The organism is Microcoleus sp. N3A4 (genome assembly GCF_036701805.1).
Lineage (GTDB): Bacteria > Cyanobacteriota > Cyanobacteriia > Cyanobacteriales > Microcoleaceae > Microcoleus.
The window spans coordinates 1-14545 of record NZ_JAUBRJ010000114.1; the positions used below are offsets into that span (position 1 = coordinate 1).

At 45.1% G+C, this 14545-nt stretch carries 9 protein-coding genes; 7 read left to right on the forward strand and 2 right to left on the reverse strand.

Annotated elements, in window-relative coordinates; all coding sequences use genetic code 11:
• Positions 1 to 184 precede the first annotated feature (184 nt).
• Positions 185 to 748, reverse strand: coding sequence for a Uma2 family endonuclease (locus tag QUA56_RS34665; protein ID WP_333367990.1), 564 nt, complete (start codon positions 746 to 748; stop codon positions 185 to 187).
• A gap of 12 nt (positions 749 to 760) precedes the next feature.
• Positions 761 to 1855, reverse strand: coding sequence for a Holliday junction branch migration DNA helicase RuvB (gene ruvB, locus QUA56_RS34670; RefSeq protein ID WP_333367993.1), 1095 nt, complete (start codon positions 1853 to 1855; stop codon positions 761 to 763).
• Positions 1856 to 1926: 71 nt separating this feature from the next.
• On the opposite strand from ruvB, the gene QUA56_RS34675 reads away from it, so the two are divergent.
• From QUA56_RS34675 to QUA56_RS34705, 7 genes are all read left to right on the forward strand, one after another.
• A complete protein-coding gene (locus QUA56_RS34675) occupies positions 1927 to 2466 on the forward strand; it encodes a hypothetical protein (protein ID WP_333367996.1) in 540 nt (179 codons plus the stop codon).
• Positions 2467 to 2614: 148 nt separating this feature from the next.
• Complete coding sequence (locus QUA56_RS34680) at positions 2615 to 3463, forward strand: ABC transporter permease (protein ID WP_333367998.1); 849 nt, start codon at positions 2615 to 2617, stop codon at positions 3461 to 3463.
• A gap of 127 nt (positions 3464 to 3590) precedes the next feature.
• Entirely contained in the window at positions 3591 to 5003 is a 1413-nt protein-coding gene (locus QUA56_RS34685) for an ABC transporter ATP-binding protein (protein ID WP_333368001.1), read from the forward strand.
• A 15-nt stretch (positions 5004 to 5018) separates the two neighbouring features.
• Positions 5019 to 6539, forward strand: coding sequence for a methyltransferase (locus QUA56_RS34690; protein ID WP_333368004.1), 1521 nt, complete (start codon positions 5019 to 5021; stop codon positions 6537 to 6539).
• A gap of 42 nt (positions 6540 to 6581) precedes the next feature.
• Positions 6582 to 11927, forward strand: coding sequence for a glycosyltransferase (locus QUA56_RS34695; protein ID WP_333368007.1), 5346 nt, complete (start codon positions 6582 to 6584; stop codon positions 11925 to 11927).
• A 139-nt stretch (positions 11928 to 12066) separates the two neighbouring features.
• Positions 12067 to 12798 carry a class I SAM-dependent methyltransferase gene (locus QUA56_RS34700; protein WP_333368011.1) on the forward strand — a complete coding sequence of 244 codons (732 nt, stop codon included), beginning with the start codon at positions 12067 to 12069 and terminating at the stop codon, positions 12796 to 12798.
• A 139-nt stretch (positions 12799 to 12937) separates the two neighbouring features.
• Positions 12938 to 14218 (forward strand): glycosyltransferase family 4 protein, encoded by a 1281-nt coding sequence (locus QUA56_RS34705; protein WP_333368014.1) that lies wholly within the window; start codon positions 12938 to 12940, stop codon positions 14216 to 14218.
• Positions 14219 to 14545 lie beyond the last annotated feature (327 nt).

Genomic DNA, 14545 nt, shown 5'->3' on the forward strand with positions numbered 1-14545 from the left:
GAATTGGGAATTGGGAATTGGGAATTGGGAATTGGGAATTGGGAATTGGGAATTGGGAATTGGGAATTGGGAATTGGGAATTGGAGGCAGAGCCTGGAAAATTATTGGTACCCAATAACAAATAACAAATAACAAATAACAAATAACAAATAACAAATAACAAATAACAAATAACAAATGACTTCTATAGTTTCAACCATCCAAACAAATCTCCTACCGTCAGCCGCAATTCTGCTGACCAATCTGGAACCGGCAACAATTCTTCTGGTTTTGCTAAAATTTCGGGTTGCTTTCCAGGGGGATAAATTAATATCGATCGCACCATCGGATCGATCAGCCAACCCATTTTAGTGCCGTTTTTCAAACAGTGTAAAATATTCCCAGTTACTTTAGTTTGACTTTGGCCTGGAGACAGAATTTCAATTGTCCAATCTGGGTAAGTTTCAAATACATTAGCAACATCCCCATTTTCATCAACAGGTATTCTGTCCCAAGTAAATACTGTGACATCTGCCACGATCGATCTGCCGTCAAAAGTACACCGCAATTCGGGAAAAGCTAAGGCTATTTTTCTCGGTTCTACCACTTCGTTAATTGTAGTGACTAGCTTTCCCTGTAATTTGCTGTGTTTTCCTTGTGGCATAGGTTTTTGGATGATTTTACCGTTAATATATTCGCTAGCTGGTTCTGTTTCTGGCAGTTTGAGAAACTCTGACAAAGTTAGTGTTTTTGTTTGTATCTGTACCATTTTCTACTCCTTCTATTCAATAAAACCCAAGTGTTTTCTAGCAGCAACCGTTACCATTCTCCCGCGACTTGTCCGCTGCAAAAATCCGATTTGCATTAAATAAGGTTCGTATACATCCTCAATGGTCTGAGTATCTTCTCCTGTAGAAGCTGCGAGGGTTTCTAAGCCCACTGGGCCACCGTTAAAATTCTCAATCATTGCTGTCAAAATTCGCCGATCAGTCCAATCCAAACCTAGCGGATCGACGTTGAATAATTCCAGGGCGAGTGAGGCAACTTCGGCATCAATTGGCTTTAAGTTTTTGACTTCGCTGTAGTCTCTAACTCGCCGCAGCAAACGGTTGGCTATCCGGGGCGTTCCGCGAGCTCGGCGGGCAATTTCTGTGGCTCCTTCTGGGGTGATTTTAGTGTCGAGAACTTGGGCGGTTCTTTGGACAATTAGACTGAGTTCGTCTATTTCGTAGTAGCGCAATCTTTGGATCAAGCCGAAGCGATCGCGCAATGGAGATGTCAGCGACCCGACTTTGGTTGTTGCTCCTACTAAAGTAAAGGGTTTCAGGGGTATGCTGCGGATTTTTGCGGTTTTTCCTTGACCGATCGTAATATCTAAGCGGCAGTCTTCCATCGCCGGATAGAGGATTTCTTCTGTAACTTTAGATAAGCGGTGAATTTCGTCGATAAACAGCACGTCGCCTGCTTTGAGGTTGATCAGCAATCCGACAATATCTCGCGGTTTTTCTAAAGCTGGGGCAGTGGTGATTTTGCATTCAACTTCCATTTCTGTTGCCAGAATTAGCGACATTGTGGTTTTCCCCAACCCTGGCGGCCCGTACAGTAACAGGTGATCCATCGGTTCGCCGCGAGATTTGGCGGCTGCAATTGCGATCGCCAAAACTTCTCTCAAGTCCTTTTGTCCGATGTATTCAGCTAACCGCTGAGGTCGGATTTTATCGTCTTGTTTGCTGTTGATTTCGTCGGGTAACTCTTGCGCTTCTACCAGAGATTCCGCCTGGGGTTTGACGGCTTTTTTTCGGGGAACCCTGGCTGGGGCAATGTCTTCGGGTAGATTTGGGTCTGGGGGCTGTTGTTTGGAGGAGATAATAGCCATATTTATCTGCGATCGGGCAGCGGGAAGTGTTTACAATTGTTAGCAGAATCTTTAAAATTATTGAGTTCGTTATGAGTATTCCATCTTCTTTATTAGCATCGGAAAGCATAACTTTTGAGGGGGCGATCGAGCTGACTCAATCTTTACTGTCGTTCATTGAGGCCGATCGACTTTTACAGGCCGACATCCAGCAAGCTGTTACATCTCTGGTGAAAACACAGAACGGTGCTAGGGGGTTTTTTGTCACCTATCTAACGGACGATCGACAGGAACCCGATCGGCCGTCACCCGGAGTAATCGAGGCGCTGCGATCGGCTCCTGAGATCGTAGCAGAACTGCTGGTGAAAAATTTGGCGATGTCGGCGGCAATGGTCGTGCATCATTCGCGCCAGCAAAAGGAGGAAATGGCGGCCGATTCTGCTAGAGTGCAGGAGCGATCGCGCAATTTAATTCAAATCCTGCAAATGCCGGCCTGTCAAACTATAGCGTCGCAAATGCTAGAAAGTTTGCAGAATGCCAACGGCGAGTACGGGGAATTTTTCCAGCGGTGGGGCTACGACAGCGAGCAAAAACTAGCGATTGGTTCGGCAGTTCGATCGGCGATCGGCTAAATATAACATCCTTCGCCAGGGTGGCAGATGCTTGATCAAAGCGACGAGGCTGTGGAATAATTGCGGTTTAGCAAAAGCTGGACAATTGTAGCTTGAGTTGATTTAGGTGTGAAGGTAGTGAACGAGGGCGAAAAAATTGCATAGAACGGTGAAAGGAGTTGGCCAAAAAGCCCGAAGGGTGGGTGGCAGGCTGCCCGGAAGTAGCCAGCGCTGGGCGAAGCTGAATCTGCTGGCAACATTGGTGCGCCGGGACTTGGAAGCTCAATACAAAGGCTCGATTCTGGGCAATTTGTGGCCGCTGCTGAATCAGCTATCGCAATTGGTGATTTACACATACGTATTTTCGATCGTCCTCAAGGTAAAGCTCAGCCTTGCAGGCTTCCCGGAAAACAGCGACATTACATTTGGAGTTTGGCTGTTCGCAGGTTTGTTGCCTTGGAGTGCCTTCACCAGCGGTTTGATCAAGTCGGGAGTATCGGTGGTGGGGCAGCCGAATTTAGTCAAAAAAGTGGTATTTCCCCTCGGTTTGCTGCCGCTAGTACCGATTTTTACAGCTTTTATTGAAAGTTCTCTGGGTTTAGCAGCTTTGATTGTCATAGTGGCAGTGTCCTCGCAAAAGCTCAACGCTACTTTATGCTTGCTGCCGCTGGTTTGGGTTCCTCAGTTGCTGCTGACAGCGGGTTTGGGATATTTGACAGCGGGCTTGACGGTGTTTTTGCGAGACATTCCTCAGACATTAGGTGTTATTCTAAATTTTTGGTTTTATTTGACGCCGATCGTCTACCCAGCATCAGTAATCCCCCAACAGTGGCGATCGTGGATATTTTGGTTAAATCCAATGGCCGCCATCTCGGAGGTTTATCGAGACCTCATACTGCTTGGAGAAGTGAAGCACTGGGGCGAATGGGGTGTCGCCACGCTAATTTCTGCTGCTATATTTTGTGGAGGTTTTGCAGTTTACCGGCGTTTGCGTCCCGCTTTTGCTGACGTGCTGTAAATTTGTTTGAGATATAAAATCTATCTGAAATCTCAAATCTCAAATCGAGGGTGATTTAAATAGGTTTGAGCTTTCAAGTCAATCTAAAATCTAAAATCTAAAATCTAAAATCGATTGACTGCCGCCAATGACAGAAAATGTAATTTCACTAAAAAATGTTTCCAAATGCTTTAAGCGGTACGATCGTCCAGGAGACCGCTTAAAGGAAATTATTTACCCCAGCAAAAAACTTGCTGACGAATTTTGGGCCCTGCACGACATCAATCTGGAAATTCCTCAAGGACAAACTCTGGGAATCGTCGGTCGCAACGGTTCGGGAAAAAGCACTCTCCTGCAAATAATTGTGGGGACGCTGACCCCTACCGCAGGAAGCGTGGATGTTAAAGGGCGAGTCTCCGCTTTGTTGGAACTCGGAAGCGGGTTTAACCCGGAATTTACCGGGCGGCAAAATGTGTTTTTTAACGCTCAGTTACTGGGATTCAATCACAAAGAAACGGAAGAAAAGTTTGACGATATAGCTGCTTTTGCTGATATTGGGGATTTCATCGAACAGCCAGTCAAGACTTATTCTAGCGGTATGTTTGTCAGGCTAGCTTTTGCCGTTGCGACTAGCGTCGAGCCGGATATTTTGGTGGTTGACGAGGCGCTTTCGGTGGGCGACGAAGCTTTTCAGCGCAAGTGTTTTGCCCGCTTGCAAAGCATTCAAGAAGGTGGCGGAACGATTTTATTTGTTTCTCACGCTGCTACTTCTGTGGTGCAACTTTGTACGTCGGCGATTTTAATGGATAGCGGAGAATTGCTCCTGGCTCACACGCCGAAGGTGGTAATTTCTAAGTATCAAAAGCTGATTTATGCCGATCCGGATCAAGTTCTGGGGTTGAAGTCAGATATTCGAGCTCTGAACCAACTGACAAAACAGGAAAGTCAAGACAAACTTCAGGATGCTAATTTAGAAAGCACAAAGAAGGAAGTTAAACCGGAACAACATCTCTCCCAACCCAAGGAATATTACGATGAATTTTACGATCCGGGGATGATACCGTCGAATACGGTGAGGTATCCGTCTCGCGGAGCGGAAATTATCAACCCCCGCATCGAAACGCTGAAGGGAAATGTGGTAAATCACTTGATCGGTCGTCAAGATTATATTTACACTTACTCTGTCACTTTCTCGCGGTCAACTTCCAAAGTTAGGTTTGGAATGTTGATTAAAACGATTAGCGGTTTTGAGTTGGCGGGCGCTTCTTTAAAGGCTTCTACTCAGTCAGTTCGATATGTGGAAGCGGGAACGACAATTGTAGTGAAGTTTCAGTTTAAATGTTTGCTGAATCCCGGGGTTTATTTTCTGAATGCTGGGGTTGTGGGAACGGTTGATGGGGATTTAACTTATCTGGATCGCTGTGTAGATGTGGCGATGTTTAGAGTTCAGTCTTGTACTGAGTCCTGCGGTAACGGCATCGTTGACTTGCTGATCGAACCGTGTTTAACTGTTGTTAATGCTGATTCTCTCGTGAAAGAGCAGTCAACCGAGGTTATCTAAAATTCTGTAAAAACAATGAGCGATATCAATTTAGATTTACTCGAAAATCCCGTAATTACAGCGTTTATTCAAGATCGAGCTAAGTTTCCCGAAGCTTTTAAACGGAATATCTGCGAAGACGATGAAATGTATTTGTTCAGCTTGAACAACGTCAAAGACGATCGCGATCGGGCTTTGGTGCGCTATTATGCGATCGGGCGCCGCATCTTGGATACGGTTAAACAAGTTGTGGAATGGCATTTTGGCAGTTTTGAAAATGTACCGTCTTTTCTAGATTTTGCCTGCGGTTACGGTCGATTTACGCGGTTTTTGATTCAGGAAATACCGCCGGAACGAATTTGGGTTTCTGATATTTATGCTAATGCGGTCAAGTTTCAAACTGAATACTTCGGCGTCAGCGGTATTGTCTCGACGGGAAAACCAGAAAATTATTTAATTGACCGCAAGTTTGACTGCATTCTGGCTAATTCTTTTTTCAGCCATATGCCGGAAAGAACTTTTACGAGTTGGCTGCAAAACTTGTACGATTTGTTGACTCCTAACGGCATTTTGATGTTCAGCGTTCACGATGAGTGTTTGCGAAGTCCTCATATAGAAATGCCTGCCAACGGTATTTTGTTCAGCGCTCAAAGCGAAAGTCAGTCTTTAGATAAGGAGGAATACGGCACAACTTATGTAACTGAAACGTTTGTGAGAGAATGTGTCGATCGAGCTAGCGGAGGCAAAGCTTTTGTTCACCGCATCAAAAAAGGCATATGCAGGTTTCAGGATTTGTATGTTGTCACAAATCAGCTAGTTAGAGATTTTTCGGAGTTGAAATTCAATCACCACCCGGAAGGATATATTGATGTTGCAGCTTTTACCAATAAGGAGAATTTGTATCTGGAAGGATGGGCGGCGGATGTGAACCTCGACGGTCGAATTGAGGAACTGCAAGTGCTGGTAAACGGCGAGGTTGTACAGAGATGCGAGCCTTTTTACGATCGCCCGGATGTAGCTGGATATTTTGAAACTGATGTGGCTTTGCAGTCGGGTTGGAGCTGTTATTTACCGAAAAACACTGTAGGGCTGGAGGATGTGTTAACAGTCAAAGCAATCAATAACTACGGTTGGGAATGGATTCTGGAAACTTGCACTGTGAAATCGCTGCTTAGCCAAAGGCAATCGCAGTCTTTGTTGGGGTCTACTCAGACAAAACTCAAATTACTCGAGACTCAGTTAGCTTCGGCTAAGATAGAATGGGAGCAAAGTCAAAGTAAGTTAATGATTACTCAAACAAAGTTGGAAAAATCTCAAACAAATTTGCAAGAAACTCAAACTCAATTAGTTTCAGCTCAAACGCAATTGGAGCAAACTCAAAATCAGTTAGTATCTGTGCAAATGCAGTTGGAGAAAACAGAAAATCAGCTAATTAATGTCAAGCAAGAACTAGAGCAAGCGAAGTGTCGGGTTTTGGCAATGGAAAGCAGCAAGTTTTGGAAGCTGAGAACCGCGTGGTTTCAAGTCAGACAATCGCTCGGCTTAGCGGGAGAGTAGCGAGTAAATTTGGTGTGGGAATTAGGGCGAGGGAGAGAAATTGTGAGTACAAATGACAGCAAACCGTCGGTTTTTATTGTTACCGGAATGCACCGTTCCGGTACGTCTTTAACAGCTTCTTTGTTTCAGAAAGTCGGGGTTGATATTGGCAAAAAGTTAGTGGGCCCGGCGGAAGGAAATGTGAAAGGTCATTTCGAGAATGCTGATTTTGTGGATTTTCACAAAAGTGTTTTGCGATCGCACGGTATTGATGAACTCGGCTGTACGTTTGAACAAACGATTCCGGTAGCAGCGGAATACGTGGAAATGGCCAAAAGGGCGATCGACCAAAATCAACAAACTCACAAACATTGGGGTTGGAAAGACCCGCGAACAACCCTTTTTTGGGATTTTTGGTTAACTTTGCTTCCCGAAGCTAATTTTATCTGTGTTTATCGATCGCCCTGGGAAGTAGTCGATTCCCTGTACCGCCGGGGAACCGATGTCAGCTTGCTGCACAATCCCGAAATGGCAGTAAAAATGTGGATTCACTACAATCAAAAAGTTTTAGAACTTTACGAACGTTTTCCCGATCGCTGTCTGCTAGCAAACGTTTACCCGATCGGCAACACTCCCGAACTTTTCATCGAGCGAGTCAACGACAAATTTAATGTTAATTTAGGTGCGATACCGGGCGACAATTTTGAAGAATCTTTATTAGTCAACGATATTGTCAAAAGTCACAGACCGAGTTTAATAGAAGAATATTTTCCCGAAGCATTAGAAATCTATCAATTTTTGGAAACGCAAGCAGGAAATCTGAGCAGCGAATCGAAATTCGCGATCGATAAAGTTATTCATTTCCGAGAATCTCCAGTCTGGCCTTTTGAAGATTGGCTAAAAATCCGCTTGCTGGAAAAACAGCAAAAAACCAGCAATTTGGAAGTAAAACAGTGGCAAGAACAATTTCAGCAAGCTCAGGCGAAAGTGTTGGGATTAGAGACAAAATTAGGAGAAACTCAAGTACAGCTTGCAGGCAAAGAATCAAATTTTCAAGAAGCTTTAGCAAAACTGCTCGAATTAGAAACAGAATTAGGGCAAACTCAGGTACAGCTTGCAGGTCAAGAATCGCAATTTCAAGAAGCTTTAACAAAAGTCTTGAAATTAGAAGCAGAATTAGGGGAAACTCAGGTACAGCTTGCCGGCAAAGAATCGCAATTTCAAGAAGCTTTAGCGAAACTGCTGGGATTAGAAACAGAATTAGGAGAAACTCAAGTACAGCTTGCTGGCAAAGAATCGCAATTTCAAACAGCCTTAGCGAAAGTCTTGGAATTAGAAGCAAAATTAGGAAAAACTCAGGTACAATTTGAAGAAAAAGAATTTAAATTAGAGCAAAAGTTAGCTGAATTATTGTGGTTGGAAACAGTACAAAATCAAACTCAGGGAAAATTAACCGAAACTCTGGAAGATTTGGAACAATCGCGCCAGGAGAATGAAAACTTCCGGGCAGAAATTGCTACAATCAAGTCTTCCCTATGGTGGCAAGTCAGAGAAAAATGGTGGGAAGTTCAGCACAGAATCCGCGACTTGTTCCCTAAATTTCTTTTTTCGTTAGACCAACCCACTACTTGGCAAGTTTGCGATTCCAACCTGCTAATTGCGGGCTGGGTTTTTAACAAAAAAAGAGAGACTACAGCAGTCCGCGCCCGAGTTGAAGACAAGACTTTCGCGGGCATTTACGGCATAGAAAGAAGTGATATAGCGCTAGCACAATGTAATATTCCGACAGCGAATAAATCTGGTTTTACAATTGAATTGCAAGCGCCTGCCGGACGGCACGAAGTGCTGCTGGAAGCGCAAGACGAGCGAGGTAAATGGCATCTTTTGGCAGCTTATCCGCTGTTAGTTTCAACGATTCAAGCATCGTTAGATGTACCGGTGGTCTGGGAACAGCGTCAGGGTCAAATTTTGTTTGCAGGTTGGTGCTGCCATCACGATCGCAAAATTGCTAAATTAAGCCTTTTGTGCGGCGATACTTCTGTAGAATGCGCCTACGGTTTGCGGCGAAAAGATGTCGGCGAAGTGTTTCCCGACTGGGTTAACAGTTCGGAAAGCGGCTTTGAGGCCCTTGTCGATTTGCCTCCTGGCGAATGGCACGTTTCTCTGCAAGCTGAGTTAGAAAGCGGCGAAATTTTGTATTTTCAAGCGCCGAAAAAATTGACCGTGCGGCGCTACCATATCTGGCAGCGAAGTGCGGATAAATTTGAGGAGTTTTCGAGTTTGATAGAGGCAATCCGGCAGCGGGCGAGGGAGAGAAAACAGCGTCTCGGCAGAATTGTGCCGATGCCTTGGGAAATTGTCAGGGTGATTCGCCAGTTCGGGAAGATTTACCGGCAGCAAAAACAGTTAATTTCCCCCGGAGATTTACTGCCACCTGCGGGTTTTGTGGTGCCTCAACCCATTGATAGGTATGACGCATGGCTGGAAGTGAATCAGTGGAACGATCGCGCGCGCGATTACTTGATTTCTCGGTTAAACTCTTGCCGGGAACCGCTGCCAAAAATTTCGGTAGTAATGCCAGTTTACAACCCGCAGATAGATTTTCTAGAAAGTGCGATTAACAGCGTAATCAATCAAGTTTATCCAAACTGGGAACTCTGCATTGCTGACGATTGCAGCACCGATTTCACTGTTGCTGAAACTTTGAAAAACTGGGTCCAAAAGGACGATCGCATCCGCATCACATTTCGCACAGAAAACGGCAACATCAGCGCAGCAACCAACAGCGCCGCCGCCCTCGTAACAGGCGACATCCTCCTGTTTTTAGACAACGACGACGAACTAACTCCCGACGCATTAGGCGAAGTCGCCTTATATTTTGCCGCGCATCCAGCAACCGATTTTCTCTACTCAGACGACGACAAAATCGACACCAAAAGCCACCGATTTGCCCCGCAATTCAAACCGGAATGGTCGCCTGAACTGCTGCTTTCCTATATGTATCTCGGTCATTTGTGCGCCGTGAGAAAACACATTTTTGAACAAACAGGCGGTTTGCGGCTAGGTTTTGAAGGCTCGCAAGATTACGATTTTGCCTTGAGAGCAACCGAAATTTCTCGCCACGTCGCGCACTTGCCGTTAGTGCTGTATCACTGGCGAACTGCACCCGGTTCTACAGCAATATCTGGAGCCGCGAAACCCGCCAGTTTTGCCGCAGGTCAAAAAGCTATTCAAGACGCACTAAACCGCCGAAAAATTAGCGGCAATGTCGCTCAGCACGCATGGGCGATCAAAGAAAATTTGGGCATATTTGCCCAGAATTTCCCGGATAACGGCCCGTCAGTAACGGTAATTATTCCTACTAAAAATCAGCTCAAATTGCTGAAAGCCTGTCTGGATTCTCTAGAAACTACAACATACAAAAATTATCAAGTTGCCGTCATCGACAACGAAAGCGACGACCCGAAAACTCTGGAATATTTAAAGCAATTAACTTGCCAAGTTTTGCGGATAAAAAATCCTGGTGGCAAGTTTAGTTTTGCAGCAATTAACAACCGCGCTGCCGAACAAGTTGATAGCGAATATGTCTTGTTTTTGAACAACGATACTGAAGTAATTAACCCGCGCTGGTTGAGTCAAATGGTGGGATACGCTCAAATTCCCGCCGTGGGTGCAGTCGGCGCGAGGCTGTTATATCCCGATGGCAGAATTCAGCACGCGGGCGTAATTCACGGTCTCCATCACGGTTTAGCGGGTCACGCTTTTAAGCTGATGAACAAGGATAATCGAGGCTATCTTTCTCAAGCGATGGTAACGCGAAATTATTCTGCGGTAACAGCCGCTTGCACGATTACTCCGCGTCAATTGTTCTTAGAATTGGGCGGTTTTGATGAGGAGAATTTTGCTGTTGCTTACAATGATGCAGATTACGGATATCGGCTGTTAGAAAATGGCTATCGGTGCGTATATTGTCCCGATGCGGAATTGTTGCACAAAGAGGGAACTTCTAGGGGTTTTACCGACAATCCTCAAGAAGTGGCGGCTTTTAGACGCAAGTATGCGGGGAAAAATGACAGTTTTTACAGTCCTCACTTGTCTTTAGAAGATGAGTATTTTCATATTCAACCCCGACGGGTTTTTATGAAGGAAGAAAAGAGAAGGAAGAAGGAAGAAGGAAGAGGGAAGAAGGAAGAAGGTTATACATTGGAAGTTTCCGATTCTGGTTTGTTGGTAGCAGAAGCAGAGAATTTGATTCATCGTGTTAAGGTTTTGATGTGCAGCAATTCGCTGGATTTCACGGGTGCACCGCTGCATCAGTACGAAATTGCGGTGAAATTGGCGGCTGAGGGTGCGATCGAGCCGATCGTACTTTGCGTAACAGACGGGCCCCTGCGTCAAGCTTACGAACAGCAGGGAATTGAAGTAATTGTGCGCGACAATCCTCTGGAACACATCTACCAGCGCGATGCTTACAATGAAGCTATCCGCAGTTTTAGCACAGAAATTGCCAGTTTAAAAGTAGATGCAATTTATGCCAATACTTTAGAAAACTTTTTTGTAGTTGATGCGGCGCGGCTAATCGGAATTCCGGCGGTGTGGAACGTGCACGAAAGCGAACCTTGGCAAACTTATTTTAACAGGTTTGGTTCGGAGATTGCGGCGAGAGCTTTAGAGTGTTTTCGCTTTCCTTACAAGGTGATTTTTGTGGCAGATGCAACGCGAGATAGGTATTTGCCTCTCAACAGCCACCACAATTTTACCGTGATTCACAACGGCTTAGATTTGAGCAAATTGGAAAATTCGGAGAATTCTGAATTGGCTAGAAAAAGTTTAGGTGTTGCGGCGGAAGATGTGGTAATTTTGCTGCTGGGAACGGTATGCGAACGCAAAGGCCAGCAGGATTTAGTTAAAGCACTTTCACTTTTGCCTGACAAATGGCACAATAAAATTAGGTGTTTTATTGTGGGCGATCGCCCGAGTATTTACAGCAATAAATTAGCCGAGTTGGTGGGAGAATTGCCAGAAGAGTTGCGGCAAAGGGTGACAGTAGTCCCGGAAACTGGGGAGACGGGAAAATATTACAAAGCGGCTGATATTTTTGTTTGCACTTCTCGCGTCGAAAGTTTTCCGAGAGTGATTTTGGAGGCGATGGCTTGCGATTTGCCAATTGTTACATCGCCTGTTTTTGGGATAAAAGAACAAGTGCGACCTGGAATTAACGGTTTGTTTTATACGCCGGATCGTCCGGACGAATTAGTTGCAGCTTTGATTAGTTTATTGGAGGATAAATCATTGCGGCAGCAGTTAGCTGGAAATGCTAAATATGTCTTGGATTCGCTTAATACTTTTGAGGAGATGACTCAAGCTTATGCAGAGATTTTCTGGGAAGCATATTTCAGCAGTCATTAATCATGGGGCATGGGGCATGGGGCATGGGGCATGGGGCATGGGCATTGGTAATTGGTAATTGGTAGAACAGGGGAACGAGAAACGAAGACTTGCGGAACATATTGAAAATTGAGCCATCAATACTATAAAATAATCAAAAATGAACGATGAAAAAATGACAGCCGATCGCCCAAGAGTAGATTATGAAATGGCATGGGACAGTTACGCCCAACAGTGGCAAAAAACTAATGCCGAACTTGCCCATATTGGCGACGAATGGATAGGTAAAGCTGCCGGTGCGGCCAACTCCTTAGCCGAATACGAAGCGCTGATAGAACAGCAATTTATTGCACCGTATATCCAAAAAGAACATACGGTTTTAGAAATTGGTATCGGCGGCGGAAAAACAGGTTCGCTGCTGCTGAAATATTGCGATCGACTAATTTGTGCCGACATTTCCAGTCAAATGCTGCAAGCAGCCCGATCGCGCTTGGGAGACGATCGCGTTTCTTACGTCAAACTCGACGGTTTAACATTAGACGGCATCGCTTCAGGTTCAGCCGATGTCTGCTTTTGTTACGATACAATGGTACACGTAGAGCCGGTAGATATATTCAACTACCTGACTCGAATTCCCAAACTGCTGCGGGGCGATCGCATTTGCGTTTTTCACCACACCAATATTCTCAGCGAATTGGGTTGGCAGAAATTCGCTAGCGAGTGGGATAAAAACTTACTCGGACGCAGAGACGGCACTGCATTCTCAGTTATGACTGATACAATTATGGAAAAATTTCTCCATCATTTAAACTATGAAATCATCCTGAAAAATACATCTTCAGTACCGCGAGATTGCGTCTGGATCTGCAAAGCACCAGTCATCAGTCATTAGTCATCAGTCATCAGTTATTAGTTATTAGTTATTAGTTATTAGTTAGTTGTTATTAGTTATTGGTAGCAGTTAAGAAATAACCAATAACAACTAACAAATGTCACCAATGCCCCATGCCCAAGTCAACAGTCAACAGTCAATGAAAGCATTATTTCTCCATCCCAACTTCCCCGCCCAATACCGCCACATTATCACGGCTTTAGGCGAAAATCCCAAAAATCAAATTGTTTTCGGCACTAAAAACGAGCGCCCAGAATGGAACATTCCCGGCGTTCGCAAAGCAGCATTTACACCCAGCCGCGAACCCAACGCCCAGACTCACCAATACGTTCGTCCTTTAGAAAGTGCCGTCATCTACGGACAAGCGGTATTTAGAATGGCCGAACAACTCAAAGCCGATGGTTTTGTACCCGATATTATCTGCGGTCATTCCGGTTGGGGGCCGACATTATTTGTTAAAGAAGCTTTCCCAAATACGCCCCTTTTGTGTTATTTCGAGTGGTTTTATCATGCGATCGGTTCCGACGCAGATTTTGACCCAGCGGAACCTTTAACAGTTGACGACATGGCTCGAATTAGAATTAAAAATGCGCCGATTCTGATAGATTTATACTCTTGCGATTGGGGTTTGTCGCCCACTTATTGGCAGCGATCGCAATTTCCGCCAGAATTACAAAAGAAATTGTCCGTACTCCACGACGGCGTAGATACCGATTACTTCAAACCAGACCCCGGTGCTAAACTGGTTTTGCCCAACTTAGACTTGTCTGGCGTTGATGAAATTGTCACCTACGTATCGCGGGGAATGGAACCTTACCGGGGCTTTCCAGAGTTTATTGAGTCGATCGCCTATTTGCAAGAACGCCGCCCCAACTGTCACGTTGTAATTGTCGGTTCAGAAAGAGTTTGTTACGGTCGTTCTTTACCGAATGGCGAGTCTTACAAAGACTATATGCTCAAAAAAGTGCCGCTAGATTTGTCGCGAGTTCACTTTGTCGGGCCCCTACCTTACGGACTGTATTTAAAAGTAATTCAAGCATCCGACGTACACGTTTATTTGACCAGACCTTTCGTGCTATCTTGGTCAATGATTGAATCTCTATCCACAGGATGTTTAGTAATCGGTTCCGACACCGGGCCGGTGAGAGAAGTGATCCGCGACGGAGAAAACGGTTTGCTAGTCGATTACTTCTCGCCGAAACAAGTAGCCGATCGCATTGATGAAGTTTTAGACCATCCTACCCGCATGGCAGAAATTCGCGTCAAAGCCCGTCAAACAGCATTAGAACGATATAGTTTAGCTAAAATGCTGCCGCAACATTTACAACTGATCGAGCAAGTAGCAAATCGTTCTATGCCGCCCACAGTTGGTATGGAACCAGAACGGGAATTAGCAGCCTCTTTGGCAGTGAGAATTTAGTAATAAAGTTGGTCAGGACGAAAGCCCTCGTCACAAGCGTTCCTGTGCGACTACACCGCACAGGAACACCCACTATCCTTCGATCCCGGTAGGGACACGGCACTGCCGTGTCCTACTTCATAAACCTGCAATACGCTGTATAACCCACAGCCAGGAAACGGCAGTGCCGTTTCCCTACAATTAATCCGGGTAGGGAAACGGCACTGCCGTTTCCTCTGTGTCATCAGGAGTGCAACCGCAATTAATATTAAACCCACATTCCGCAGTTCTGGCTTTAATGACTAAGGATTATCATACATTCAGTGTAGGAAAAATATCTGTGCCTAC

What these genes read in the sequence shown, in the direction of transcription:
- QUA56_RS34665 (WP_333367990.1), bottom strand. Translation starts at nt 748, where the DNA reads ATGGTACAGATACAAACAAAAACACTAACTTTGTCAGAGTTTCTCAAA.
- ruvB (WP_333367993.1), bottom strand. Translation starts at nt 1,855, where the DNA reads ATGGCTATTATCTCCTCCAAACAACAGCCCCCAGACCCAAATCTACCC.
- QUA56_RS34675 (WP_333367996.1), top strand. Translation starts at nt 1,927, where the DNA reads ATGAGTATTCCATCTTCTTTATTAGCATCGGAAAGCATAACTTTTGAG.
- QUA56_RS34685 (WP_333368001.1), top strand. Translation starts at nt 3,591, where the DNA reads ATGACAGAAAATGTAATTTCACTAAAAAATGTTTCCAAATGCTTTAAG.
- QUA56_RS34690 (WP_333368004.1), top strand. Translation starts at nt 5,019, where the DNA reads ATGAGCGATATCAATTTAGATTTACTCGAAAATCCCGTAATTACAGCG.
- QUA56_RS34700 (WP_333368011.1), top strand. Translation starts at nt 12,067, where the DNA reads ATGAACGATGAAAAAATGACAGCCGATCGCCCAAGAGTAGATTATGAA.
- QUA56_RS34705 (WP_333368014.1), top strand. Translation starts at nt 12,938, where the DNA reads ATGAAAGCATTATTTCTCCATCCCAACTTCCCCGCCCAATACCGCCAC.